The 24,513-nt window shown below is 70.6% G+C and carries 24 protein-coding genes; 7 read left to right on the top strand and 17 right to left on the bottom strand.

The annotated features are described in order from the left end of the window. Nucleotides 1-27: 27 nt before the first annotated feature. The 4 genes from O7614_RS14725 to O7614_RS14710 form a co-directional block, all read right to left on the bottom strand. A complete protein-coding gene (locus tag O7614_RS14725; protein ID WP_278139018.1) occupies nt 28-1,428 on the bottom strand; it encodes an MBL fold metallo-hydrolase in 1,401 nt (466 codons plus the stop codon). 133 nt (nt 1,429-1,561) lie between these two features. Continuing rightward, the gene (locus O7614_RS14720; RefSeq protein ID WP_124858664.1) at nt 1,562-1,831 is read right to left on the bottom strand and encodes a metal-sensitive transcriptional regulator; all 270 of its coding nucleotides are present in this window, start codon (nt 1,829-1,831) and stop codon (nt 1,562-1,564) included. Nucleotides 1,832-1,981: 150 nt separating this feature from the next. After that, nucleotides 1,982-4,258, bottom strand: coding sequence for a catalase/peroxidase HPI (gene katG, locus O7614_RS14715; protein WP_278139017.1), 2,277 nt, complete (start codon nt 4,256-4,258; stop codon nt 1,982-1,984). Continuing rightward, nucleotides 4,255-4,710, bottom strand: coding sequence for a Fur family transcriptional regulator (locus tag O7614_RS14710; RefSeq protein WP_278139016.1), 456 nt, complete (start codon nt 4,708-4,710; stop codon nt 4,255-4,257). The genes katG and O7614_RS14710 overlap by 4 nt, the downstream gene beginning before the upstream one ends. Before the next feature lie 197 nt (nt 4,711-4,907). On the opposite strand from O7614_RS14710, the gene O7614_RS14705 reads away from it, so the two are divergent. From O7614_RS14705 to O7614_RS14695, 3 genes are all read left to right on the top strand, one after another. Continuing rightward, on the top strand, nt 4,908-5,315 hold the full coding sequence (locus O7614_RS14705; RefSeq protein ID WP_278139015.1) for a YciI family protein: 408 nt from the start codon (nt 4,908-4,910) through the stop codon (nt 5,313-5,315). Then, the gene (locus O7614_RS14700; protein WP_278139014.1) at nt 5,312-6,457 is read left to right on the top strand and encodes a DUF6596 domain-containing protein; all 1,146 of its coding nucleotides are present in this window, start codon (nt 5,312-5,314) and stop codon (nt 6,455-6,457) included. Before O7614_RS14705 ends, O7614_RS14700 begins: the two co-directional genes overlap by 4 nt. 432 nt (nt 6,458-6,889) lie before the next feature. Continuing rightward, nucleotides 6,890-7,918 carry a glycoside hydrolase family 11 protein gene (locus O7614_RS14695; protein WP_278139013.1) on the top strand — a complete coding sequence of 343 codons (1,029 nt, stop codon included), beginning with the start codon at nt 6,890-6,892 and terminating at the stop codon, nt 7,916-7,918. 148 nt (nt 7,919-8,066) lie between these two features. Here O7614_RS14695 and O7614_RS14690 read toward each other — a convergent pair whose 3' ends face one another. The 3 genes from O7614_RS14690 to O7614_RS14680 form a co-directional block, all read right to left on the bottom strand. Then, nucleotides 8,067-8,501 (bottom strand): DUF6196 family protein, encoded by a 435-nt coding sequence (locus O7614_RS14690; RefSeq protein WP_278139012.1) that lies wholly within the window; start codon nt 8,499-8,501, stop codon nt 8,067-8,069. 55 nt (nt 8,502-8,556) lie between these two features. After that, a complete protein-coding gene (locus O7614_RS14685; protein ID WP_278139011.1) occupies nt 8,557-10,059 on the bottom strand; it encodes a serine/threonine-protein kinase in 1,503 nt (500 codons plus the stop codon). Nucleotides 10,060-10,150: 91 nt separating this feature from the next. Next, nucleotides 10,151-11,131 carry an NAD(P)-dependent alcohol dehydrogenase gene (locus O7614_RS14680; RefSeq protein ID WP_278139010.1) on the bottom strand — a complete coding sequence of 327 codons (981 nt, stop codon included), beginning with the start codon at nt 11,129-11,131 and terminating at the stop codon, nt 10,151-10,153. Between the two features lie 115 nt (nt 11,132-11,246). Here O7614_RS14680 and O7614_RS14675 point away from each other — a divergent pair, with 115 nt between their 5' ends. Beyond that, complete coding sequence (locus O7614_RS14675) at nt 11,247-11,963, top strand: TetR/AcrR family transcriptional regulator C-terminal domain-containing protein (protein WP_278139009.1); 717 nt, start codon at nt 11,247-11,249, stop codon at nt 11,961-11,963. 159 nt (nt 11,964-12,122) lie between these two features. Here the strand turns inward: O7614_RS14675 and O7614_RS14670 are convergent, their stop codons facing one another. The 3 genes from O7614_RS14670 to O7614_RS14660 all read right to left on the bottom strand — a co-directional run bounded on the left by O7614_RS14670 (nt 12,123) and on the right by O7614_RS14660 (nt 14,566). Beyond that, nucleotides 12,123-13,016 (bottom strand): SGNH/GDSL hydrolase family protein, encoded by an 894-nt coding sequence (locus O7614_RS14670; protein ID WP_278139008.1) that lies wholly within the window; start codon nt 13,014-13,016, stop codon nt 12,123-12,125. 510 nt (nt 13,017-13,526) lie between these two features. Next, complete coding sequence (locus O7614_RS14665) at nt 13,527-13,871, bottom strand: nuclear transport factor 2 family protein (protein ID WP_278139007.1); 345 nt, start codon at nt 13,869-13,871, stop codon at nt 13,527-13,529. Next, complete coding sequence (locus O7614_RS14660; RefSeq protein ID WP_278139006.1) at nt 13,868-14,566, bottom strand: alpha/beta hydrolase; 699 nt, start codon at nt 14,564-14,566, stop codon at nt 13,868-13,870. The genes O7614_RS14665 and O7614_RS14660 overlap by 4 nt, the downstream gene beginning before the upstream one ends. Before the next feature lie 60 nt (nt 14,567-14,626). Here O7614_RS14660 and O7614_RS14655 point away from each other — a divergent pair, with 60 nt between their 5' ends. Beyond that, a complete protein-coding gene (locus O7614_RS14655) occupies nt 14,627-15,214 on the top strand; it encodes a TetR/AcrR family transcriptional regulator (RefSeq protein WP_278139005.1) in 588 nt (195 codons plus the stop codon). 16 nt (nt 15,215-15,230) lie between these two features. Here O7614_RS14655 and O7614_RS14650 read toward each other — a convergent pair whose 3' ends face one another. From O7614_RS14650 to O7614_RS14620, 7 genes are all read right to left on the bottom strand, one after another. After that, complete coding sequence (locus tag O7614_RS14650; protein WP_278139004.1) at nt 15,231-15,848, bottom strand: dihydrofolate reductase family protein; 618 nt, start codon at nt 15,846-15,848, stop codon at nt 15,231-15,233. A 207-nt stretch (nt 15,849-16,055) separates the two neighbouring features. Continuing rightward, nucleotides 16,056-17,456, bottom strand: coding sequence for a non-reducing end alpha-L-arabinofuranosidase family hydrolase (locus O7614_RS14645; RefSeq protein WP_278139003.1), 1,401 nt, complete (start codon nt 17,454-17,456; stop codon nt 16,056-16,058). Nucleotides 17,457-17,642: 186 nt separating this feature from the next. Next, on the bottom strand, nt 17,643-18,725 hold the full coding sequence (locus O7614_RS14640) for a hypothetical protein (protein WP_278139002.1): 1,083 nt from the start codon (nt 18,723-18,725) through the stop codon (nt 17,643-17,645). Between the two features lie 57 nt (nt 18,726-18,782). Further along, nucleotides 18,783-19,229 (bottom strand): OsmC family protein, encoded by a 447-nt coding sequence (locus O7614_RS14635; protein WP_278139001.1) that lies wholly within the window; start codon nt 19,227-19,229, stop codon nt 18,783-18,785. Nucleotides 19,230-19,254: 25 nt separating this feature from the next. Next, complete coding sequence (locus tag O7614_RS14630; RefSeq protein WP_278139000.1) at nt 19,255-20,994, bottom strand: multicopper oxidase family protein; 1,740 nt, start codon at nt 20,992-20,994, stop codon at nt 19,255-19,257. Further along, a complete protein-coding gene (locus O7614_RS14625; protein ID WP_278138999.1) occupies nt 20,991-21,440 on the bottom strand; it encodes a DUF6220 domain-containing protein in 450 nt (149 codons plus the stop codon). The genes O7614_RS14630 and O7614_RS14625 overlap by 4 nt, the downstream gene beginning before the upstream one ends. 13 nt (nt 21,441-21,453) lie before the next feature. Beyond that, on the bottom strand, nt 21,454-22,446 hold the full coding sequence (locus O7614_RS14620) for a carboxymuconolactone decarboxylase family protein (protein ID WP_278138998.1): 993 nt from the start codon (nt 22,444-22,446) through the stop codon (nt 21,454-21,456). 144 nt (nt 22,447-22,590) lie between these two features. Here O7614_RS14620 and O7614_RS14615 point away from each other — a divergent pair, with 144 nt between their 5' ends. Both O7614_RS14615 and O7614_RS14610 read left to right on the top strand, forming a co-directional pair. After that, a complete protein-coding gene (locus O7614_RS14615) occupies nt 22,591-23,721 on the top strand; it encodes a sensor histidine kinase (RefSeq protein WP_278138997.1) in 1,131 nt (376 codons plus the stop codon). 25 nt (nt 23,722-23,746) lie between these two features. Beyond that, nucleotides 23,747-24,409: a response regulator transcription factor gene (locus O7614_RS14610; protein ID WP_278138996.1), complete on the top strand. Its 663-nt coding sequence runs from the start codon at nt 23,747-23,749 to the stop codon at nt 24,407-24,409. The last annotated feature ends 104 nt before the right edge of the window (nt 24,410-24,513 follow it).

Genomic DNA, 24,513 nt, shown 5'->3' with positions numbered 1-24,513 from the left:
GTCGGCCGGTGGTCCGTCCTGTTCGGATCAGGTGCCGGTGGCCATTGCCACGCCGGCGCGTTCGGCCTGGTCGAACGTGTCGTCGATGACGACCACCTCGCGGCCGGCGTTCGCCAGCAGCGACGCCGCCGCGGTGGCCCGGTAGCCGGAGCCGCAGTGCACCCAGACGGCGCCGACCGGCACGTCGGCCAGTCGCGTGGGCAGTTCAGGCAGCGGGATGTGCAGGGCGCCGTCGATGTGGCCGGTCCGCCACTCGTTGGTCATTCGCACGTCGAGGACCACGTCTGCGGCAGGGAGGCCGGCAGGAACATGCCCGGCGCGGGCCGCAGCGAGGGCCACGAAGTCGGATATCCGTAGCTCCCGTAGCTGACCGGGCTCGGCTGCCCACCGCTCCACCTCGCCGGTGACCTGCGCGGCCGGGCGGTCGATGCCGATCCGGACCAGCTCACGCTGGGCATCGGCGACCTGTCCCGGGGTCTCGGCGAGCAGGGTGATCGGCATCCCCCAGTCGATCAGCCAACCGAGCCAGGTGGACATCGGGCCGTCCAGTCCGAGGCTGACCGTGCCGGCCAGGTGCAGGGCCGCGTACGCCTTGCGGTGCCTCAGGTCCACCACCCACTGCCCGTCGGCCATCCGCTCGCGCAGTTCCGCGGCGTCGGCGCGGCTCACCGGGGTGAGGTCGACCGGGGCCGGTCCGGCCAGATTCGCCACGCCCATGTGGGCGTAGTACGCGGGGTAGGCGTCGAGACCGGCGAGGGTCTCCGTGACGAAGTCGTCCGCGGCCAGCCTCAGGACCTGGTTCTTCGCCTTCTCCCGGCCGATGGTCGACTCCGGGGCGTCCGACTGACTGGCTGAGCAGAAGCTGCCGAAACCGTGCGTCGGCCACACCTCAGCCCCGTCGGGCAGCAGATCCGCCAGCCGCTTCGCCGAGGCGTGCTGGTGGTGGGCCAATTCGTGGGCGTACTGCTTGCCGAGCAGGTCGGTGCGGCCCGTCGTGCCGAACAGCAGTGATCCGCCGGTGAAGACACCGGCCGGCCGCCACTCGCCGTCGATGGCCTCATCCAACACGTACGACAGGTGGTGGAAGGTGTGACCCGGCGTGGCGAGCACCCGCAGCCGTAGCGATTCGGAGACGGCCACCTGGTCGCCGTCCGAGACGGGGGTCCGCTCGAAGCCGACCTCGTCGGCCGCAGCCACCAGATAGTGGGCGCCGGTGATCCGGGCGAGTTCCAGCCCTCCGGAGACGTAGTCGTTGTGGATGTGCGTTTCCACGACGTGGGTGATGCGGACGCCCAGCGCCCCGGCGAGGTACATCACGCGGTCGATGTCGCGCTGCGGGTCGACCACGATCGCCACGCGCCCGTCGGAGGCGAGGTAGCTGCGATCGCCGAGGGATGACGTCTCGACGATGGAGACCTGAACTGACATGTCCACTCCTTCAAGTTTCACAAAACGCTCATACCCCCGGGGGTATGCATAGGGCACACCGCTGCCAACTTCTCCACGTGCACGCTGCCACCCACCCACGCCGCGGCTACGGCGTGGGTGGCCTAGTGCCGCCTCAGGCGAGGGCCAGGAAGAGCTTCTCCAGCTCCTCCTCGGTCATCTCGGGCTCTTCGCCACGGTCGCGCGCCGCACCGCAGTGCCGCATCCCCGAGGCGATAATCTTGAAACCCGCTCGGTCGATCGCCTTTGACACCGCGGCGAGCTGGGTCAGCGCCTCACGACAATCCTGACCGCTCTCCATCATCTCGATAACCGCGTTGAGCTGCCCTCGAGCCCGCTTGAGCCTGGTCAGCGCATCCGACGTCATCTCTGGTCGCAGTTTCATCGACGCCTCCTCCGTCCGAACATACCCCCGGGGGTATCAGTTCCGCCACCCATGACCCGGTCGACCCGCGTGCAACTGACCACAGCCGTGCAGGCGACGAGCCCCGGCCAATCCACTGAAGGATCGGCCGGGGCTCGTCGTGTCGAGCTGTCAGGCGATGTCGAACCGGTCGAGCTCCATGACCTTGGTCCAGGCGGCCACGAAGTCCGCCACGAACTTGTCACGGGCGTCCTGGCTGGCGTAGACCTCGGCGAGGGCACGCAGCTGCGAGTTGGAACCGAAGATGAGGTCGACCGCGGTGGCGGTCCACTTCACCTCGTCGGTGGCCAGATCGCGGATCTCGTACACGTGCTCGTCGGACTTCGACGCGCTCCACCGGGTGCCCGGGGACAGCAGGTTCGCGAAGAAGTCGTTGCTGAGCACACCCGGCCGGTCGGTGAGAACACCGTGCTGGGCGCCGCCGGTGTTGGCACCGAGCGAGCGCAGACCGCCGACGAGGACGGTCATCTCCGGCGCGGTCAGGTTGAGCATGTACGCGCGGTCGACCAGCAGCACCTCCGGCTGGGTCTTCTCACCCGGACGCAGGTAGTTGCGGAAACCGTCGGCGCGCGGCTCCATGACGCGGAAGGACTCGGTGTCGGTCTGCTCCTGGGTCGCGTCCGTGCGGCCCGGGTGGAACGGCACCGTCACCTCGACGCCGGCGTCAAGCGCCGCCTTCTCGACGGCGGCCGAACCGGCCAGCACGATGAGGTCGGCCAGCGAGATCTTCGCTCCGCCGGCCTCGTTGAACTCCCGCTGGATGCCCTCCAGGACGCCCAGGACGGTCGCCAGCTGCTCGGGCTGGTTGACCTCCCAGTTGCGCTGCGGCTCGAGACGGATCCGTGCGCCGTTCGCGCCGCCGCGCTTGTCGGTGTGCCGGAAGCTCGCGGCGGACGCCCAGGCGGTGGAGACCAGCTGGGCGATCGTCAGACCGGACTGGAGGACCTTCGCCTTGAGCGCGGCGACGTCGGCGTCACCCACCAGCTCGTGGTCGACGGCCGGCACCGGGTCCTGCCACAGCTGCGGCTCGGCCACCCACGGACCGAGGAAGCGCGCGACCGGGCCCATGTCGCGGTGCAACAGCTTGTACCACGCCTTGGCGAACGCCAACGCGAACTGGTCCGGGTTCTCCAGGAAGCGACGCGAGATCTTCTCGTACGCCGGGTCGACGCGCAGCGACAGGTCGGTCGTGAGCATCGTGGGCTTGTACTTCTTCGACGCGTCGAACGGGTCCGGGATGATCTCCGCGGCGTCCTTGGCGACCCACTGCTTGGCGCCGCCGGGGCTCGTGGTGAGCTCCCACTCGTAGCCGAACAGGATCTCGAAGAAGCGGTTGCTCCACTGCGTCGGCACGTCGGTCCAGGTCACCTCGAGACCGCTGGTGATCGTGTCGGCGCCCTTGCCGCTGCCGTGCGTGCTCAGCCAGCCCAGGCCCTGCGCCTCCAGCGGGGCACCCTCCGGCTCCGGGCCCACGTGGTTGTCGGCGACGCCGGCACCGTGGGTCTTGCCGAAGGTGTGACCACCGGCGATGAGGGCGACGGTCTCCTCGTCGTTCATCGCCATCCGGCCGAAGGTCTCCCGGATGAAGTGCGCCGCGGCAGCCGGGTCCGCGTTGCCGCGGGGGCCCTCCGGGTTGACGTAGATGAGACCCATCTCGGTCGAGCCGACGCCGGCCGCCATCTCCTTCTCGGAGGCGTAGCGCTCGTCGCCGAGCCAGGTGTCCTCCGGACCCCAGAAGATCTCCTCGGGCTCCCACACGTCCTCACGGCCGAAGCCGAAGCCGAAGGTCTTGAAGCCCATCGACTCCAGGGCGACGTTGCCGGCCAGCACGAGCAGGTCGGCCCAGGAGATCTTCTGGCCGTACTTCTGCTTGACCGGCCAGAGCAGCCGACGAGCCTTGTCGAGGTTGGCGTTGTCCGGCCAGCTGTTCAGCGGGGCGAAGCGCTGACCACCGTCGCCGGCGCCACCGCGGCCGTCCTCGATGCGGTACGTGCCGGCGGCGTGCCAGCTCATCCGGATCATCAGGCCGCCGTAGTGGCCGAAGTCGGCCGGCCACCAGTCCTGCGAGGTGGTGAGCACCTCGACGATGTCCCGCTTGAGGGCCTCGACGTCGAGCTTGGCGAACTCCTTGGCGTAGCTGAAGTCCTCCCCCAGCGGGTTGCCCTTGGACGAGTGGGCGTGCAACACCGAGAGGTCGAGCTGGTTGGGCCACCAGTCCCGGTTGGTGCGCGGACGACCGCCGGTCTTCGGGGTCGGCGAGTCGATCGCCGGGTTCTCGCTCTCGCTGCCGTGCGCGGTCACCGAGTCGTGCGCCACCGGGCAGCCGGCCGCTGCCTTCTGGTCCACGCCCTGCGCACTGGTGGGGACGTTGTCCTGGGTGTCGCTCATGTACTTCCTTCCGAGCTTGCGGATCTCTGGGGCGTACGGTCGGTCGCGCAGTCGGGGCAGACGCCCCAGTAGACGACCTCCGCCTCGTCGATCACGAAACCGTGGTCGACGGGGGCGGTGAGGCAGGGGGCGTGACCGACGGCGCAGTCGACGTCGGCGATCACGCCACAGGAGCGGCAGACGACATGGTGGTGGTTGTCCGCGACCCGGGACTCGTAGCGGGCGGTCGCACCGGCCGGCTGGATACGCCGCACCAGACCAGCGTCGGTGAGCACACGCAGCACGTCGTACACCGCTTGGTGGGAGACCGTCGGATGATCCGCCCGCACCAGCGCGATCACGGCGTCGGTGCCGACGTGCGGGTGGTCGCGCAACGCCGCGAGCACCGCCAGTCGGGGCCGGGTCACCCGCAGCGAGGCGGCCCGCAGTTGCGCCTCGAAGTCGGACATCACCCGCCGAACACTAGCCCACTTTTCTGGAACGAATCAAGTTTTGCCCGGGTCCGCGCGCCGCTGTGGCGAAGGATTCACCCAGGTCCTCCGCGATAGTAGAAATAATCTGGACGGCCATGTCGAGAACCGACACCTGGCTTCGTCCCCGGGGTGAACGCGACCACGACGGTCGCACACCAGTGTCGAGGAGAATCACCATGGCCAAGTACCTGCTGCTCAAGCACTACCGCGGCGCCCCCGAGGCGGTCAACGACGTGCCCATGGACCAGTGGGCGCCGGCAGAGGTCTCGGCTCACATGCAGTACATGCGCGACTTCGCGGCACGACTCGAGGAGACCGGCGAGTTCGTCGACGGTCAGGCACTCGCCCCCACCGGGACGTTCGTCCGGTACGACGGCGAGGGCCGCCCGCCGGTGACCGACGGTCCGTTCGCCGAGACCAAGGATCTGATCGCCGGCTGGATGGTGATCGACGTCGACAGCTACGAACGCGCCGTCGAGCTGGCCGGGGAGCTGTCGGCTGCCCCAGGGGCGGGCGGCAAGCCGATCCACGAGTGGCTCGAGCTGCGCCCGTTCCTGACCGAGCCCCCCACCATCACGGAGTGAACGAGTCCCTGCTCCGGGGCCTCACCCCGAGCGTGCTCGGCATCCTCGTCCGCCGCGGAGTCGACTTCGCGGCGGCCGAGGACGCCGTGCAGGACGCGCTGGTCGAGGCGGTGCGCGTCTGGCCGGCCGACCCACCTCGCGACCCGATGGGCTGGCTGGTCACCGTGGCCTGGCGCCGCTTCCTCGACACGACCCGAGCGGACGCGGCGCGCCGCCGACGCGAGGACGCCGTGGAGGAGGAGCCGCCGCCGGGACCCGCGTCGGCGGTCGACGACACGCTGTGGCTCTACTTCCTGTGCGCCCACCCGTCGTTGACGCCGTCGTCGGCGGTCGCACTCACGCTGCGCGCCGTCGGTGGCCTGACCACCCGCCAGATCGCGCACGCCTACCTCGTCCCCGAGGCGACCATGGCGCAACGGATCAGCCGGGCGAAACGCACCGTCTCCGGGGTGCGGTTCGACCAGCCGGGCGACGTCGCGACCGTGCTGCGCGTTCTCTACCTGGTCTTCAACGAGGGCTACTCCGGCGACGTCGACCTCGCCGCCGAGGCCATTCGGCTCACCCGGCAGCTCAGGGCGGCGATCGACCACCCCGAGGTGGCCGGGCTGCTCGCCCTCATGCTGCTCCACCATGCCCGGCGCGCAGCCCGGAGCGGGCCCGACGGAAGCCTGGTGCCCCTGGCCGGACAGGACCGCGGCCGATGGGACACCGCGTCGATCGCCGAGGGCGTCGCGATCCTCCAGGCGGCCCTCGCCCGCGACCGGCTGGGCGAGTTCCAGGCCCAGGCCGCCATCGCGGCACTGCACGCCGACGCTCCCACCGCCGAGGAGACCGACTGGGTGCAGATCGTCGAGTGGTACGACGAACTGGCGCGCCTGACCGACAGTCCGATCGTCCGGCTCAACCGCGCGGTGGCCGTCGGGGAGGCCGACGGCGCGCGTGCCGGTCTCGCGGCGCTCGCGGCGCTGGACGAGTCCCTGCCGCGCTACCGGGCGGTGGGGGCGTACCTGCACGAACGCGACGGCAACGTCGCGACGGCGGCCCGGTGGTACGCCGAGGCGGCCCGGCTGGCCCCCAACCTCGCCGAGCGCGACCATCTGACCCGCCAGGCCGCCCGGCTCAACGCCCTGCCGCCCCGCTGACCGACGCCCCGCTCCCCGAACCGTGGCGGTCATCGGATGATTGCGGTCCGGAAAGAGTCCGGAAGTTATCGGCGGGACATTATCGCGCCCAGAGCGGCCACCACGACCCGCAGCGGAGCTTGAGCGAGGCCGATCGACTCTGACCTGGATAGACACCGCCCGGCGAGGGCTCACGCGCCGTCGCGGCCCTACCGCCATGTTTCCGGAAATTGTTGACAAGGCGACGACCAGGTTAATACGGTCGCCATCGACGGCGCTCAATCACCGTCGATGGCAGTCACCGCGCCACCTTCCTCCGGTCGTCGTGCAGGACGACCGACCAACCACCACAGCGCGGCACGACGACAGTGGCCGTCACCGAGCCACCGGCAGCCTGCCGAGACGTGCCGCATTGCTGGCCCCCGCCAGCCGTCACGAGGAGGAAACACGTCCATGAGCGACACCAGTCAGATTCCCATCGCACCTTCCAGGCGCGGCCGCCTGCGGCTGCTCCTCGGCGCCGCGTGCGCCGCCGTCCTGGCCGTGGCCGGCACGATGACGGCCACCAACGCGTACGCCGAGGCGGACCGCACGCTCACCTCGAACCTCACCGGCACCCACAACGGGTACTACTTCTCGTTCTGGAAGGACAGCGGCAACGCCAGCATGACGCTGCGCGCCGACGGTCGCTACTCCAGCAGCTGGGACCGGAGCACCAACAACTGGGTCGGCGGCAAGGGCTGGGCCACCGGTAACCGACGGACGGTCAGCTACTCGGGCAGCTACAACCCGGGCAACAACAACACCTACCTCGCCCTGTACGGGTGGACGCGCAACCCGCTCATCGAGTACTACGTGGTGGAGAACTTCGGTAGCTACAACCCGAGCAGCGGCGCGCAGCGACTGGGTACGGTCACCACCGACGGCGGCACCTACGACATCCTCCGCAGCCAGCGGGTCAACGCCCCGTCGATCGACGGCAACCAGACGTTCTACCAGTACTGGAGCGTCCGCCAGCAGAAGCGTTCGAGTGGCACCATCACCACGGCCAACCACTTCGACGCCTGGGCCCGCGCCGGCCTGAACCTGGGCAGCAACCACGCGTACCAGATCATGGCCACCGAGGGCTACCAGAGCCAAGGCAGCTCCGACATCACCGTCTGGGAGGGCGGCGGCGGCAACCCGACCACCCCGCCCACCACCGGCAACCCGGGCACCGGCAACTGCAACGCGACGCTCTCGGCCGGTCAGCAGTGGGGTGACCGGTTCAACCTGAACGTCGCGGTCAGCGGCACCAACAACTGGGTGGTCAGCCTCGGTCTCAACGGCGGCCAGAGCATCCAGAACAGTTGGAACGCCTCCGTCAGCGGCACCAGCGGCACGGTGACGGCCAGGCCGAACGGCAACGGCAACAACTTCGGCATCACGGTCATGGCCAACGGCAACTGGACCTGGCCGACGGTCAGCTGTCGTACCAGCTGACGGTGCGCGACTGCTGAAGTCACACCTCTGGCGTGGCGGTCTCGGCCGCCACGCCAGAGTCGTCGATGCGGGGTCCGCGCGGCGGGACCCAGATCGTCGCCCGTAATCGATGACGCTGCACGCCTCCGTTCGCCGTGGCCTGGAGGTTCTACCGACCGGCGCGCAGCTCGCCAAGGACCTGTACAGCCTCGGCGCGGACCTGCGCCGGGCAGCCCCAGTAGTCGTAAATGCCAGCGCGGTCGCTGTTGTGGCCACAGATGACGAACACCCCGGTGCCCAGCCGGCGTTTAAACTCCGTGGCCAGCCATCCGACGAACCCGCTGTTGTCCATTCCGGGCGGGAAGTGGAACGAGAACACCGTGAAGCGTTCACCGTCGGTGGCGCCGCCAGCTGGCGCAAGCCAGCACCACCGGTCCTCGTCGCGCACCACGGCAAGCAGGTCAACCGTCAAGGCCGGTGGTTGACTCAGCGGCGCCTCACGAAACGACCACTCACCATCGAAGATGACCAGTTCCGCAGCCGCGATGACCTGCCGCAGCCGCAGCGCGGTCTCGTCAGGGGACTCCTGGCTGATGCTCACCATGCGACGATCCTGCCCGATGGCGCCAGCCACCGCAGTCGCCCTCGACACACCGCTGCTAGACCTGCGGTACCGCTGACGTCTCGGCTGCCGACTCCGGCGTCGGCGGTGTCCGCGTCGGGTCCGCCGCCGCCTCCTCCTCGGGCTCCTCGGGCTCCGCGGGCTCCTCCTCGGGCGCCGCGGGCTCCTCCTCGGGCTCCGCGGGCTCCTCGGAGGACGACTCGGTCGGTGCCGCCGTCGTCCCACCCGTCGGAGCCGCCGTCGGGTCGGTCGGGGCGCTCTCGGACGGAGTGGGCGTTGCCCCACCCTCGGTGCTCTCACCGGGCGGCGTCGACTGGTCGACGGTCCCCGGACCGGCCGAGCCGCTGGGCGTCGGGGTCGGCGAGCCGGTGGCCCGGACCGGCAGGCCCGCGGAATCGCTGTTGGCCGGGTCACCGCCGCCGCCGCCCGGACCCGGGTCGCGTTGCGACGGGGCCGGCGGCGACACCGCTGGCGGGGTCGACGGTTGACCGGTCCGGCCCGGCATCATCCCGGTGGGATCGGCGAACACCAGGACGGCGGCCGCGGCGACCATCGACCCGAGCAGCACCGCGAGACCCTTAGGCCCGGGGACGCCCGACCGCTTCGCCACGCTGCCGACGACCGGCCGCGGGACGTCGGTGCGCTGGATCGGCGCTCCGAGCGGTGCCGTGACGGCGGTCCCCGATGCCGCGACGACGGTCGGCAGCGACTGGTCGGACGAATCCGCGAGTGTCTGCGCGGCCGTGGCCATGGCCGCCGCCGTCGGGAAGCGATGAGCGGGCTGCTTCGCCATCGCGGTGTCGACCAACCGCCGCACCGCCTCCGGGACGTCCGCAGGCAGGGGTGGTGGCTCCTCTTGGAGATGCCGCAGAGCCACCGCGACAGCGTTCTCACCCTGGTGCGGAGGCCTGCCGGCGAGGCAGTGGTAGACGACGGCGCCCAGCGCGTAGATGTCGATCGCCGGCGTGGTCTCATTCCTGGTGACCTGCTCCGGCGCCATATAGAGGGCGGTGCCGACCACCTGGTTCGTACCGGTCAGGCTCGCCGCCTCCTGCGTCACCGCGACACCGAAGTCGACGAGCACGACGTGCCCGTCCGGCTCGATGACCAGGTTGCTGGGCTTCACGTCGCGGTGCACGACGCCGGCGTCGTGGGCGGCCTGCAGCGCACCAGCGGTCTGCGCGGCGATCGACATGGTCTCGGCCACGCCCAGCCGACCGACCTCGGCGATCCGCTCCGACAGGGGCTGCCCCTGGACACACTCCATCACGATGTACGCGAGCGCGTCGGGCTCGGAGACCTCACCGTAGTCGTAGACCTGGGCGACGCCGGGGTGCCGCAGGGCCGCCATCGCCCGAGCCTCGCGCCGGAACCGCTCGCCGAAGCCGGCGTCGGCGACCAGTCGACTCTGCAGCATCTTGACCGCGACGCAGCGGTCCAGGGTCTCGTCGACCGCCCGCCAGACGTCACCCATCCCACCGCTGGCGATGCTCTCGACCAGACGGTACCGGTCTCCGACGACTTGCCCCACATTCGGCATGACACTTTCGGTACCCCGGTTTCCGCGATCTCAAGCACCGCGATGCCGGATCGGGCCGCCGCTCGGTGGCGGAGCGGGCCGTCGTGGCAGGTCAGACGGTGATGACGACCTTGGCCCGGGCGTGCTCGTCTTCGAGGTACCGCATCGCCTTCGGTACCTCGTGCAGGGGATAACTCCGGTCGATGACCGGGGTGAGACGGCCGGTTTCGGCGTACGCGCGCAGCGTGTCGAGGTGCCGCCGACCGGGCACGGCAGTGAGGACGACGATGCGGTGCCGGACGAAGGGCGCCAGCAGCCGCCCGCGCGCGATCAGGCCGATCGGCCCGATGAGGCTGCCGCCGCGGAACACGCCTCCGCCGGAGAGCACCAGCGTCCCGGTCGGGGTCAGCACCCGCCGCAGCGCCCGCAGGGAACGGTTGCCGACCAGGTCGAACACCATCTCGTAGCGGCGGGCGTCGCGGGCGAAGTCGTCACGGGTGTAGTCGACGACGTGCTCGGCACCGAGGGAACGGACCAGGTCGACGTTGCGGGTGCTGCAGACGGCGGTCACTGTCGCGCCGAGCACCGTGGCCAGCTGGACGGCGAGAGTGCCGACCCCACCGGAGGCGCCGTTGACCAGGACGCGGTGGCCGGGCCGGACCTGCCCGGCGTCCAGGCCCATGAGCGCGGTGACGCCGGCCAACGGCAGGGCGGCGGCCTGCTGCGGGGTCAGGTTCGCCGGCTTCGCCGTGACCAGGTTCTCGGATACGCACACGTACTCCGCGAACGCGCCGTTGGCCTCGCCGAGATCGCCGAAGACGGCGTCGCCCGGGTGGATCTCCCGAACGCGGGAACCGACGGCCTCGACCCGCCCGGCGAAGTCCCGCCCACGGATACGCGCCCGGGGCCGGGACCGCCCCAGCGCCAGGCGGGCCACCCGCGGATCGCCCCGCATGACGTGCCAGTCGTACGCGTTGAGCGCGGCGGCCTCGACCCGCACGAGCACCTCGTCGGGGGCGGGCACCGGCGTGTCCACATCCGCGAGGCTGAGCGTTTCGGATGGCCCGTACCGGTCCTGGACGATCGCCTTCATGGCTTCACTCCTCCCCTGGTGTACGGCGTACACCGACACCCACAACGATAGGTGTACGCCGTACACCGGTCAAGGGGATTAGGGTTTCGGTTGTCCACGGACGACGAGGAGCGAGATGGTCGAGCAGGCGGAGACGCTGCCCCGCACGCCGCTGAGCAGGGACCGGGTCCTACGCGCCGCCGTCGCGCTCGCCGACGAGGCCGGCATCGAGTCCCTCAGCATGCGCAACCTCGCTCAGGACCTCGGCGTCGTGCCGATGGCGCTCTACAAGCACGTGGCCAACAAGGACGAACTGCTCGACGGCATGATCGACGTGGTCGTCGGCGAGATCGGCGCGCCCGAGCCCGGCGTCGACTGGAAGCGTGCGATCCGCGGGCGCATCCTCTCGGCGCGGGAGGTGCTGCAGCGGCATCCGTGGGCACCGCTGGCGATCGAGTCGCGGAACATGGCGACGCCAGCCCTCCTGGCCTACCTCGACTCCATGATCGGGACGTTCCGGGCCGGCGGATTCTCCGTCGATCTCACCCATCACGTGATGCACGCGATGGGCAGCCGGATCCTCGGCTTCAGTCAGGAACTCTTCGACGCCGACCGACGCGCCGGTCGGTCCGGCCGGGCCGACCCGGCCCCGCCGACGGCCCTACCACCGGAGATCGCGGCCAGGTTCCCGCACGTCGCAGAAATCGCCCTGGCGGCGTCGCACGACGACGCGTCCGTCCTCGGGCAGGGCTGCGACGACCAGTTCGAGTTCGAGTTCGCGTTGGACCTGCTCCTCGACGGCATCGAACGGCTGCACCGACGTGGCTGGGCACCGCCACGCCGGCCTGGGTGAGACGTCCGCACCGCGAGGAGCGCGAGCGCCCGGGGAGACCGTCGGCGGGCGTTCGACCTCCCGGCGCACGAGGTCGACGCCGCGTGCGGAGAGCGTCGGACCACCCGCGAGCCGGCCCCGCCGCTTCCGCCGGGGCCGGCTCAACCGATCACGGAGGGGTCAGTTGTTCAACGTGGCGAGCAGAGCGGTGGCCATGCCCTGTTCACCCCGGGCGTTCGGGTGGAACGGCGCGGCCGAGTTCTGCGGCACCAGCCCCTCGACCCAGCGGGTGCCGCTGCCCTTGCACGCGTCACGGCCGATCGACGGGGTGTAGACGTCGGAGTAGGTTGCCCCGTTCGCACTCGCGGCGCTGGCCAGCATCGCGTTCAGCGACTTCTCGATGCCGCGCAGGTACGGCACGTCCTGGTAGGCGATCGGGACGACGGGCCAGCAGCCGTACCCGCTGTCCGGCAGGATCGCCGGGTATCCCAGCACCACGACCCGCGCGCTCGGCGCGGCCCGGCGGACCGCCTGGAGCACGGCGGTCACCTTCGGCGTGGCGGCGGCGATCCTCGCCTGCAACTGGTCGACGCCACCGGCGGTGTAGCGGTTCTTGCACGGCGACCCGAGCGGGCTGCTGAAGCTCGCCTCGGCGCAGTCGCCGATGATGCCGGAGAACCCGATGTCGTTACCGCCGATCTGCACCGTCACCAGCGCCGTGTTCGACGTGACCGCGTTCAGCTGCGGTGGCAGCGCGGTGCCCAACTGACCGCTGCCGCCGAAGAGGATGTCGTCAGTGGTGGCTCCGGAACAGCTCACGTCGGCGAACGACGACGAGCCGGCGGCAGCGGCCACCAGCGAGGGGTAGTTGCGGTTGGACCGCAGGCAGTTGAGGTCGACCTGGGTGGGGATCAGCGGGCCGGCGGTGTACGAGTCGCCCAGCGCGACGTAACGGCCGGTGGGCACGGCCGCATTGGCAGGGGTGGCGACGGTGAGCAGCACACCGGCGGTGGCCAGGGCCAGTGCGGCCAGCCGGGTGGCTGCCCGCAGGAGGGGCAGGCGAGGACGGGTCATGGCGACTCCCAGAAGGGATTACGGTGGTGGTGGTGCCGAGATCCTGTCCTCACCAACGCCGAACGTCAATATAGATGGGCCTCACTAAACTAGGGGTCGCGATGTGGGCTGGCCCAGTGGCGTTCAGCCCAACCGCGCGTACCACCGGGGCACCGGTGACCCTGATCCGCCGGGACTGCTGTCGGTTCCACTCCACCCGCATGCCGTGCCTGCACAGCAGCGGGAACGCGACGTCGTCCATCCAGAGCGCGTTGGACGCCGCAGCACGCACGGGCCAGTACGGCGGTTGCGTCTACGGTGGACCTCACCCCCGCCACGTCCCAGCAGGTCGGACTGCTCATGGCGGCTGCCTTACCGGTGAAGGAGGGCGTAGCCAACAGCTACGCAGTTGGCCTGGTTGGCAGGTTCGCCGACGAAGGACTGGCCAACCTCACCGACCTGCCCCGCTCCGACCGGCCGGCCGGCCACGTTCAGGGAGGGCAGGCGGGAGCGCCCCGGACGAGTCGCTCCCTAAGCTGTTTCGATGTCCATTCGGGCGACCAGTCCATCCCGGATCCGGAACAGATGGACGAAGCGCGCCGTCGATACGGGCGACCCGTCCGGCGTACGGACCGTCTGGTCGACACGGACCGCGATGCGCCCTTCACCCAGCTCGACCGGCTCGCTGGGCTCGTCGTGGGTGTGGACCCGGGTCCACTGCTCAAGCCAGTAGCGGCGGAGCGCATCCTTGCCGTGCAGTCTGGCATCACCGTCCGGCCAGTCGACGTCGTCGGTCAGCAGGGCGAGCAGGCCGTCGGCGTCGCGGCGGTTGTAGGCGGCGTACATGCGCCGCACCAGCTGCGGCGCCCTGGTCATGAAAGCCCGGTCACGATGTCGGCGACGGCCTGCGGCTTGGACAGGAACGGGTGGTGGCCTGTCGGCAGTTCGACGACCTTGTCGGCGCGGCGGGCGAACTCGCGCTGCGCCGACGCGGGAGTGCCGCGATCCTCGGCGCACACCACGTACGTTGTGGGCAGGTCGTGCCACGCCACCTGCCGCACCGGCTGCTGGGTTACGGCGACCGTCTGCCGGATCAGGCGAGCCGCACCCTCGCGGACGATGTCGGGCGGGCAGTCCTGCATGAAGGTGTCGGCGAACAACTGCGGTACCGCGCCGAATGTGCCGCCCTCGGGGTCGAAGTCGAGGAACGGCGGCGGTTCCGGAGCCCCGAAGGTGGACAGCGACTCGCCCGGCTCGGGCAGGTAGCTCGACACGAAAACCATGTGCCTCATCGCTGCGACGCCCGCGGCGGCCTCGGCCGCGACGATCCCGCCATAGCTGTGTCCCACGACCACCGTCGGCTCATCGCCGGCGGCCAGCACCGCCCGCACCGCCGCGACGTCCTCCGGCAGGCCGGGACCGTTCGGACCGGCGGGCCGGTCGCCCTCACCGCAGCTCGGCAACGACGGCGCGACGCTGCTGATGCCACGCTCGCGCAGTGCTTCGGCGGTCGGGTGCCACCACCAGGCGCCGTCCCGGACACACGCACCGTGCACGAATACCACTCGCATCTCTGCCTCCTTCTTCGGCTGGGATCAACGTTAGACGTACCGCCAGTTACGTGAAAAAGTATGGTGGTGGGACGTCACCAACAACCCGAGATCCGCGACCGCATCCTCGACGCCTGCGTCGACCACGCGCTCGCCCACGGCCTCCCCGACCGTCTCGAACCGTTCGTGAAGGCGTCGGGCGTTTCCTCCCGAATGCTGATCTACCACTTCGGGACGCGCGACGCGCTGCTGCGCGAGACCCTGCGCCGGGCGCGGCAGCGTCAACGCGAGTTCTACGGCGACCTGTTGACCCCCAGGTCGGACGAGCCTTACCTGACCACACTGCGCCGCATGTGGCAGGCCATGACCGGCCCCGAGCGGCGTCCCTACCTCAGCATGTTCGGTAGACTCCGCCAGGACGCCGAACAGCAGTTGTGGCCGAACTTCCGGCGCGAGGCCACTACCGACTGGCTGCAGCCGCTCGAGGACGGCCTGCGCACTATCGGCCGCCCCGAGCTCGCCACCCTCGTGCTGGCCGTGATCCGCGGCCTCATAACGGACATCGAGGCCACCGGCGACACACCACGCGCCGACCGCGCCTTCGACGACTTCCTGGACGCGCTCGCCCTCACGACGACCGCGAGCAAGCCCGACATGAGCGACGACTGAGTCGCTCACACTCGGCCTAGCTAGTTCCTTCGGGCACCTGGCCCTTGACGTCGTCGTAGCCGGCCGGGGTCGGGGCATCGGCCGGCGCGTAGATCACGCGCAGCACACCCGTCGGGAACGCCTCCGTCGCCACCACGCGCAGGTGGTACGCCGGATCGCCCTCGTCGAACAGTTTGCGGCCCTTGCGGGCCGCAACCGGGTGCACCAGCAGGCGCAACTCGTCGACCAGCCCCGCGGCGAGCAGTTGCTGCACCACCGAGATCGAACCGGGAATGAGGATGCCGCGGACACCGGCATCGGTCTTGAGCGCGGTGACGGCGTCGACGAGGTCGCCCTGGATCAACTCGGAGTTGCGCCAGGAGAAGTCCAACGCCTGGCGCGAGACGACGACCTTGCGGAGGTCCCCGATCTGCTTGGCGAACGGCGCGTCCTCCCCACCGGCGGCCTCGCGGTCGGGCCAGGCGCCGGCGAAGCTGTCGTAGGTCTCGCGGCCGATCAGCAGCACGTCGGCGGCTTCGTAGTCCTCGGTGACCGCGCGCCCCATGTTCTCGTCGAAGTACGGGAAGTGCCAGTCGGGATCGATTTCCGCCACGCCGTCGGCCGCGATGAACAACGTGGAGATGACCTTCGCCATCGTGGGTCCCTTCGAGTCGGGTGATGCAGGTGGATCGACCGGCGCATCATCCCAAACTCGCCCCCCGTGCGGCCGCCTGGACACCGCGTGTCGATTCCGGCTCGGTGGCCGGCTCGGCCTTGGGCGCGGCTCGGGTGGGCCCGCGACGGAGTGTCCGTCGCGGGCCCGCCTTCCACGGATCAGCGTCGCACTGTCACCAGGCCCGGCTCAGCGCTGCAGGGTCAACAGACCCGGCCGGTACGGCAACAGACCGTAGTCACCGCCGGAGCTGGGGGAACGACCCTGGTAGAGCAGTTGCAGATTGCAGGCGTTCACGGTCATCGTCTGGTCCGCGCTGGTGCGCAGCAGCTCACCGTGGCTGATGTCGTTGGTCCAGGTCGCACCACTGTTGGCCTTGCCCGCGAACGGGTTGCTCTCACTGGTGGCCTGCGGCGTCCACGACCCACCCAGGCTGCTCGCCGTGAACGACCGGAAGTACCGGCCCTGCGACCCGATCGCCTCCACGATCATCAGGTACTTGTTCAACCCCTGCAGCTTGTACACCTGCACCGCCTCGAACAGGTTGTTCGTGGTGTCGGTCATGATCGTCGTGTAGTTCGACCCGAAGCTGCCCGGGAAGTTCCCGATCGGCATGCTCGCCCGGTAGATCCGACCGTTGTCCCCGGCGAAGAACAGATACATGTTCTGGTCGTCACCGATCACCGCCTGATCGATCGGACCGGTACCCGAGTTGGAGATACTGCCACTGAACAACGTCTGCGGCGACGACCAACCATTCGGGTTCGTCGGATCAGTCGAGGTCCGGTACGAGAACGCCGGCCCACCCCACTGATACGCCAACACCCAGATGTTACGCGGCGCGAAATAGAACAACGACGGCGCGACAGTCCCCGAATTCATCGCGTTCTGACTGGCCGAAGCCATCTGCGAGTAGTTCGTGAACAGGCCGAAGTTCATCGAACCCCACCTGGTCCCGAAGTCGTGCGTGGTGGCGTACACGAGCTGCTGACCGTTGTACGGGGCGACGGTGAAGTCCTTCAACGACACCCAACCCGACCTCGGCTGCGCCAACGCACCAGTCGACGACCACCGGTACGACGACGGCAGGTCACAGGTGTTGGTCGGCGGCGGAGTCGTCGGCGGCGGGTCGGTGGGCGGCGGAGTCGTCGGCGGCGGCGTGGTCGGCGTCGTGCCACCGGTACATGTGACACCGTTGAGAGCGAAGCTCGTCGGCGCCGGGTTGCTGCCCGTCCACGAGCCGTTGAAACCGAACGACACCGAGCCGTTGGTCGGGACCGCGCCGTTGTAGCTCACGTTCCTCGCCGTCACCGCCGACCCGCTCTGCGTCAACGTGGTGTTCCACGCCTGCGTCACCGTCTGCCCGGCGCCGTAGGACCACGTCAACGTCCAACTGGTCAGCGGATCACCCAGGTTGGTGATCGCCACGTTGGCACCGAAACCGCCCTGCCACTGCGACGACACCGCGTAGTTCACCGAACAACCCTCGGCCGCGGCGCCGGCCGGCAGCGCGGCGACGACTGTCGACGACACCAGTAAACCGACGCCGGCCACAACCAGACCGGCATTGGTGGCTCTGGATCTGGTCATATTGCACCCTCCTCGCGGGACGGCGGCCTACCCGGTGGTGGTGGTCGCTGCTCAGTGACTGATTGTGAGCGTTAACAGGCCGCGTCGGGTATGTTACGGGAGCGCTCCCATACCATCAACAACATCTATGCCCGCTTCTCGCTGACCGTCGACTTTCCCGCTGCGGCCGACCCGGAACGACGCTCCTCAGCCGACAGTGAGGGTGAGCACCCCGAACTGGCCGCCGCGCTGCACGTAGTGCGGCAGATAGAACTTCCACGTCACCGTCAGCTCGCGCCCAGCCCGCATCGAGGCCGGCACCTCTGCGACCATCTCGAACACCGCGCTGCCGCCGGCCGGGATCCGCGTGCGGGGGCGGCAGTTCAGCCGGTACAGCTGGGACGAGTTCACCGCGTCGTTCGTCGCGTCGCCGAGCGAGAACCGTTCCATCAGGTAGGCCGGGCAGGGGTCCAACGCGAGGGGACCGTCGGTCGGGTTGCCGAGCGTCACCCGGAAGGAGACCCGCGACCCGGCGGCGGCGGTTGGCGGCCCCTGAACGGCGACGGTGAGCTGGTCGAGCGGCGAGGACGGGGGCTCCGACACCGCCACCGGCTCGGTGAACCCACTGGCGGACAACGTCGCCCGGGCGCTCGGGTTGACCCCCTCCCCCTGCGGACAGCCCGGGCGCTCATCGGCGGTGACCGGCGCGCGCAGGGTGCCCCCGTCGTGCGGCAGCTCGATCGCGAGCTCCAACGGCCCGAGGGGTTGGCAGAACGGCCCGGACCAGTCCACGCGCAGGCTCGCGTGGCCACCGGCCGGCACGGCAACCACCCGGGAGCGGCCCTCCACGTCGATGCCATGGGTGTAGAGCATCGGGACCTCGCGGCCGCCGACGAGCATCCTGGTGGGCACCTCGCCCTGCAGCGTGCACTCCTTCTTCGACGCGTTCCGCACGTCCACTTCGCCGATGAGCTTGCCGATGGCGGCGTCGAAGCCGCGAGGCTTCTCACCGCCGGTGCCCGGCCGGGTCCAGCTGGTGAGCCGGCCGGTCAGCTGCTGCGCACGGCACGGCTCACTGCCGCTGGCCGGCCTCCTCGGCTCGGCGGGGCGGCCGTTGAGGTCCTCGTCGGTGATCTTCAGGTCGGCCCAGGGGACGCTGCCGTCGGCCAGCAGTTCGGTGGGCACCGGCTCCGCCACCGTCGCGTCCGGCTGCCCCGGCCGGGCGTTCGGGTCGGCACACGCCACCGCCGCGGCGAGGACGATCAGCAGTGGCACCAGCAGTCGACGCATGTCGTCATCCTCGCCCGAACGAACCGCACGGACCTGAGTAGCCGTGGTCAGCGACGATCAGTCTCCGGTGGGCCCGGGCGCCTCGGCGATCACGACGGGAGTGCCGAGCTCGACGGTGCGGGAGACGGTGCACAACCGATCGTGCGACTGCCGCAGCGACCGGGGCAGCGCCGCACGGGCCTGGTCGCCGTCCGCGCCCTCCGGGAACGTCACGGTGAACTCGACCCGCAGGTTTCGCATCCGGTTTCCGCCGGCCTCGTCGCGGATCTTGTCACCCGTGACGGCGACGGCGAACTCGATCGGCTCGGCGCGACGACTGGTGATGTGGTCCACGTCCACCGCGGTGCAGCCGCCGATGGCAGCCAGCAGCAGTTCCACCGGCGTGAAACTGCCGTCCTCGCCGGTGCCCAACGACAGCGACCCGCCACGGACATTCCGCACGACGTAGTTGCCCAGGCTGGTGCGCTCGATCGCCACCGAACGGAAGGTGTCCTCAGTAGTCATGCCAGAAAGCTACCGGCAGCCGCGATCACGAGTACATCAGATGCAGCGTCATCCCGGCATCGGCGTGCGCCAGGTTGTGGCAATGGTTGGCCCACATCCCCGGGTTGTCGGCCCGGAACGCCACCTTCCACACCTCACCCGGACGGACGTCGAACGAGTCCAGCCACAGCGGGCTTCCGACCGCCGGCTCTCCGTCACGGCTCAGCACCAGCACGTGGTGGCCGTGCAGGTGCCACGGGTGCACGACCTGCGACCGGTTGACGATCGTGAACAGCACCACGTCGCCACGGCGTACGACCTGGGGTGGGATGTCCGGGTCGGCCGCGCCGTTCACGGTGTGGGCGTACCGCGGCAGCAGTCTGCGCAGGTCGATGCCCCGATCGAGAACGAGGGTGAACGACTTGTCGAACCGGGACCACGGCACCTCAGCGGTCGCGCCGTAGCCGAGCGGATCGAACACCGGCCAGGCGCCGGTCGCGGTCGACACCGGGCCGGTCGAGTACACCGCCCGGCCGTCGACGAACAGCGCCACCGGGCTCGCCGGCGCGTCGAAGACCACGTCGTAGCGGCCCCCCGCCGGGATCAGAACGGCGGTCTCGACCAGTGGCGTCGGGCGCCGCACGTCGACGCCGTCGATCGCGGCCACCCGGAACGCGGTCCCGGCCAGGGCGTACCGGTGCGTCGTGCTGTCGGTGTTGATCAGCCGTAACCGCACCGGCGCGCCGGCCGCGACCTGCTGCACTCTCGGCGCGGGCAACGGGCGGCCCGCCAGGGTGTGCACCGGCACCGTGACGTCGAGGCCGGTCGCCGGCCCCGGTCGCACCACCAGCACACCGTAGAGACCCATCCGCACGCCGACATCGGAAGCCGAGTGCGTGTGGTACCAGTACGTTCCGGCCTGATCGGCACGGAACCGGTAGACGAACTCCTGCCCGGGCCGCACCGCCGCCTGCGTCACCCCGGGCACCCCGTCCTGGTCGTTCGGTACGTCGTACCCGTGCCAGTGCACTGTGACGCCACGTCCGATGTCCCGGTTGCGCAGCGTCACCTCCACGACGTCGCCGACGGTGGCGGTCAACTCCGGTCCGGGTACCTGCCCGTTGAACGCCCAGGCGGCGACGTTCCGACCGCCCGCGTCCACCGTGGCGGTCCCGGCGGTCAGGGTGAACCGCCGGGTCGGTTCGTCGGCGATCCGGGCCGCCGAAAAACCATGGTCATGCGGTACGACGGGCGCGCCGCCCGGGGCGACGGTCAGCCCGGTTCCGGTCACCAGCGCCGCGACGGCCACCACGAGGGCGCGCCGCGACACCGCCCGGGACGGGCGCGCGCCGAGAGCACGTCCCGAGATCACCGTCGCCGCGACGACCCCGGCGAGCGCGAGCAGCCCCGCCCCCGCCGACGCCGGGTAGCCGTGCAGGATCGTCACGAGTAGTGCGCTGCTGGTGGCGTACCCGGCGAAGAGCAGCGGAACCGCGACGGCCCGGATGTCACCCGCGGCCCGCAGCAGCCGCGAGCCGGCGACGCCCACCGCCGCGAGCGACAGGGGCGCGGCGATGAGGACCTTCTCCGCGGCGAACCACCAACCGGCGCGGGCGAGGGCGGTGATCGTGATCGCGCGGGCGAGCGTGGCGAGCAGCGCGACGGCCGCCAGCCCCAGCGCGAGCGGGCGACGTCGGGCGGCCGACGCCGCGCCGCCACCCAGCCAGGCACCGGCCGCGAGGACCGCGATCACGAGGTCGACGACGAGCAGCGACCCGGTGGTCATGCCGGCTCCGTTTCGCGGACGGCCACCCCGGCGTCGGCCGGCACCAGGCCGGCCAGCCTTCGCGCCCCCCGGTGCACGCCGACCACGACGTGCACCGCGATGATTCCGTTGAGCGCGTGCAATCCACCGATGGTCAGGCCGAGCGGGGTGCTGACACCCGACGCGTCGGTGGACGCCTCGGCCAACACGGCGATCAGCGGCTGGAGGACGACGAGGCCGATCGGCAGGATCGCCAGTCCGATGAGCTTTCCCGGCGCCTTCGCCAGCGCGGCGAACAGGGCGGTGAGCAGGGTAAGAATCGGGATGACCACCATGCCGTTGACGCTGTGCAGCACATACGCGTCGTCGCCGGTGGGTTTCGTGAACCCGCCCACGGCGGCGAAGACGAACTGCAGGGCGAACGCGACGAGCAACAGCGCAGTGATGACGACGAGTGCCTTGCGCACGGGGGGTTACCTCCTAGAGGTGCGCCGAGGCGAGTGCCCGGGCGACATGATCGGTGGCCGTGATCGCCCCGTAGGCGACCAACCGCACGAGGTCGGCGTCGGCCGGGTGGGAGAGCCGCCAGAGTGCGACGTCACCCTGGCTGACCGCGCTGGGTGCGAACGCCGCCAGCAACGCGATCCGCGTCCCGACGCGGTCCTCGCCAGGCACGTCCCGGACCAGGTCGACGGCCCAGTCCGCGGGCCGACCCGGGAACCGGCCGTCCTCCCAGCGCACGGTGGCCGTGACGGTCTGGCGTGCCACGTCGCCCAGCAGCTCCCCGCCCCCGGTGGCGGCGTTCCGCAACGACGCGTAGGCGACCCCCACCGGGCTGTCCCCCGCCCAGGCGGGGGGTGCCGCCGTCACGTCGACGTCGAGCAGCGGGAGGCTTCCGCCGGGCTCCTTCGGCTCCCGGGCCGCCCTGGCGTAGAGCCGGCCCCCGACCGAGCGCACCAGTGGGGAACGTTGCAGACCGCCGGGGAGCAGATCGGGGTCGAGCAACGCGGAGACGACCCGGTTGATGAAGTGGAAGGCGAGCAGGGTGCCGGTGACCTCCGGGCCGTACGGGTTGGTCCAGTCGGCGGATCCGGGGCTGCGACTCGCCTGCGCCCAGCGGACGAGCTGGGCGTGCCTCGGCTCGGGGGGCGTCTCGCCCCGGGCGACGGCCTCGGCGAGCTTCGGTTCGCCCAACGCGTGCAGCAGCAGCACGTGAGCGTCGACGCAGAACTGGCAGCGGTTGGCGCGGGACACCGCCGCGGCGACGAGTTCACGGTCGACCCGGGACGCGTCCCCGGCCAGCAGCGCCTCCCGCATCAGCGCCCAGGTCGCGGCCAGCACCTCCGGCACGGCCGACAGCGCCTGGAAGGTCGGCAACGGCCCGAGAAAGTCGTCGCGCAGCTGTTGGTAGACGGCCGCCGTGCGGCCGGTGGCCGCTCTCGTCGGCATGGGGGTGAAGAAGCGGTACGTCATGGGATCGATGCTCGTGGCGACGGGCCGGGAAAGCGTCGTGCCTCCGCAGACACTTGCCCCGCCGCTCATACCGCGTCCGTGGTACGCCCCGGCTACCACGCGCGCGGGATGCTCCACCGACGACGGCCGTTCTACAGTGCGACCATGCGCCGTGACCTCCCGTACGCCCTCGGCGGTCTCGCCCTCGGCGTCCTCCTGATCGGCAACGCCGTGCTCACCCCGGACGCCGCGACGGTCGAGGTGCTCGACGTCGCCCTGGTCCTGGCCATGGCGGCGGCCCTGGCGGCGTGCCGGCGTTACCCGGTGGTGGCGCTGGGCGTGGTCACCGTCGCCATGCTGGCCGTTCACCTCCGGGTGCACCCGGGGGTGTCCGCCGCGTTCCCCGTTCTCGGCGCGGTCTACGTCACCGCCTGGCTGGGACACCGGTGGGCCGCCGCCGTGGCCAGCCTCGCCTTCCTCGGAGGCTTCCTGGCCCGCGACATCGCGATGGCGCCGGCCGGCCGACCGGGCCAACTGGTCGCCGAGCGAACGGCCCTGCTGCTCGGCTGGTTCGTGGCGGCCAACGTCGCCGGGCTCGTCGCCCGGCAGCGCCGGGCGTACCTGGAGCAGGTCGAGCAGCGGGCGATCGAGGCCGAACGCACCCGCGAGGAGATGGCGTTGCGGCGCGCCGGGGAGGAGCGCCTGCGCATCGCCCGCGACCTGCACGACTCCCTGACCCACAGCATCTCCGTGATCAAGGTCCAGGCTGGAATCGCCGTGCACCTGGCCCGCAAGCACGGCGAGGAGCCGTCGGCCACACTGCTGGCGATCCAGGAGGCCAGCGGTGCGGCGATGCGGGAACTCCGCACCACCCTCGACGTCCTGCGCGCACCCACCGACGGCGGCCGGGTCGGGCTGGCCCGGGTGGACGAGCTGGCCGAGCGGACCCGGGCGGTCGGCGTACCGGTGCAGGTGACCGTCACCGGTCAGCGCTGGGACCTGCCCGACGAGGTCGACCAGGCCGGCTACCGGGTCATCCAGGAGGCCCTCACCAACGTGGCCCGCCACGCCGGCCCCGCGACCGCGCACGTCCAGGTGGAGTACGCACCGGCGGAGCTGACCGTCGCGGTCACCGACGACGGCCAGGCGTCTCCGGCCGAGCCCCTGACCCCGGGGGTGGGCCTGCGGGGCATGCGGGAGCGGGTCAGCGCACTGGGCGGCACGCTGCGGACCGCCGCGCGCGACGACCACGGGTTCACGGTACGGGCCACCTTCCCGCTGGACGGCCCACGATGACCACCCGCCGCGCGGAGGAACGGCGATGATCCGGGTGCTGATCGTCGACGACCAGGCGCTGATGCGAGCCGGTTTCCGGGCACTGCTCGACGCCGAGGAGCACCTGGAGGTCGTCGGCGAGGCGACCGACGGCAGCTCGGCCGTCCACCTGTCGCGGTGTCTGCGCCCGGACGTCGTCCTGATGGACGTGCAGATGCCGGGGATCGACGGCATCGAGGCCACCCGGCGCATCGCCGCGGATCCCGACCTTGCCGCGATCCGCGTCCTGATCCTCACCAACTACGGGCTCGACTCCTACGTCTTCGCCGCCCTCCGCGCGGGTGCCAGCGGTTTTCTCCTCAAGGACGCCGACCCCGCCGACCTGCTGCACGCCGTCACCGTCGTCGCCCGCGGTGATGCGTTGCTCGCGCCGACCGTCACCCGCACACTGATCAGTGAGTTCGTGGCCGGCCCACCGCCGGCCGTGCCGGCGGCCGGACGCGACGTGCTGACCGCCCGGGAACAGGAGATCGTCGAGCTGGTCGCCCGCGGGTTGACCAACGACGAGATCGCCGCGCGCATGGTGATCAGTCCGTTGACCGCCAAGACACACGTCAACCGGGCGATGACGAAGCTGCACTGCCGCGACCGGGCCCAACTGGTCGTGTGGGCGTACGAGTCGGGGCTGGTGGCGCCGCGTCGTCGGTGAACGCCGTGTCCGACAACGGCGTCGATCAACCCCCTTGGGAACGTCAGGGCGGGCCGACGCACTAGCATTGCCGCCGTCCACGACGGCTCTGCTGAATCGAGGCG

It is taken from the genome of Micromonospora sp. WMMD961, from assembly GCF_029626145.1.
Classification (GTDB): Bacteria; Actinomycetota; Actinomycetes; order Mycobacteriales; family Micromonosporaceae; genus Micromonospora.
The sequence above is the reverse complement of the archived record's forward strand: the minus strand, read 5'-3'. Positions and strand labels throughout refer to the sequence as shown.

Coding starts and splice junctions, on each gene's coding strand:
- O7614_RS14725 (WP_278139018.1), bottom strand. CDS start 1,428: ATGTCAGTTCAGGTCTCCATCGTCGAGACGTCATCCCTCGGCGATCGC.
- O7614_RS14720 (WP_124858664.1), bottom strand. CDS start 1,831: ATGAAACTGCGACCAGAGATGACGTCGGATGCGCTGACCAGGCTCAAG.
- katG (WP_278139017.1), bottom strand. CDS start 4,258: ATGAGCGACACCCAGGACAACGTCCCCACCAGTGCGCAGGGCGTGGAC.
- O7614_RS14705 (WP_278139015.1), top strand. CDS start 4,908: ATGGCCAAGTACCTGCTGCTCAAGCACTACCGCGGCGCCCCCGAGGCG.
- O7614_RS14695 (WP_278139013.1), top strand. CDS start 6,890: ATGAGCGACACCAGTCAGATTCCCATCGCACCTTCCAGGCGCGGCCGC.
- O7614_RS14690 (WP_278139012.1), bottom strand. CDS start 8,501: ATGGTGAGCATCAGCCAGGAGTCCCCTGACGAGACCGCGCTGCGGCTG.
- O7614_RS14685 (WP_278139011.1), bottom strand. CDS start 10,059: ATGCCGAATGTGGGGCAAGTCGTCGGAGACCGGTACCGTCTGGTCGAG.
- O7614_RS14680 (WP_278139010.1), bottom strand. CDS start 11,131: ATGAAGGCGATCGTCCAGGACCGGTACGGGCCATCCGAAACGCTCAGC.
- O7614_RS14675 (WP_278139009.1), top strand. CDS start 11,247: ATGGTCGAGCAGGCGGAGACGCTGCCCCGCACGCCGCTGAGCAGGGAC.
- O7614_RS14670 (WP_278139008.1), bottom strand. CDS start 13,016: ATGACCCGTCCTCGCCTGCCCCTCCTGCGGGCAGCCACCCGGCTGGCC.
- O7614_RS14665 (WP_278139007.1), bottom strand. CDS start 13,871: ATGACCAGGGCGCCGCAGCTGGTGCGGCGCATGTACGCCGCCTACAAC.
- O7614_RS14660 (WP_278139006.1), bottom strand. CDS start 14,566: ATGCGAGTGGTATTCGTGCACGGTGCGTGTGTCCGGGACGGCGCCTGG.
- O7614_RS14655 (WP_278139005.1), top strand. CDS start 14,627: ATGGTGGTGGGACGTCACCAACAACCCGAGATCCGCGACCGCATCCTC.
- O7614_RS14650 (WP_278139004.1), bottom strand. CDS start 15,848: ATGGCGAAGGTCATCTCCACGTTGTTCATCGCGGCCGACGGCGTGGCG.
- O7614_RS14645 (WP_278139003.1), bottom strand. CDS start 17,456: ATGACCAGATCCAGAGCCACCAATGCCGGTCTGGTTGTGGCCGGCGTC.
- O7614_RS14640 (WP_278139002.1), bottom strand. CDS start 18,725: ATGCGTCGACTGCTGGTGCCACTGCTGATCGTCCTCGCCGCGGCGGTG.
- O7614_RS14635 (WP_278139001.1), bottom strand. CDS start 19,229: ATGACTACTGAGGACACCTTCCGTTCGGTGGCGATCGAGCGCACCAGC.
- O7614_RS14630 (WP_278139000.1), bottom strand. CDS start 20,994: ATGACCACCGGGTCGCTGCTCGTCGTCGACCTCGTGATCGCGGTCCTC.
- O7614_RS14620 (WP_278138998.1), bottom strand. CDS start 22,446: ATGACGTACCGCTTCTTCACCCCCATGCCGACGAGAGCGGCCACCGGC.
- O7614_RS14615 (WP_278138997.1), top strand. CDS start 22,591: ATGCGCCGTGACCTCCCGTACGCCCTCGGCGGTCTCGCCCTCGGCGTC.
- O7614_RS14610 (WP_278138996.1), top strand. CDS start 23,747: ATGATCCGGGTGCTGATCGTCGACGACCAGGCGCTGATGCGAGCCGGT.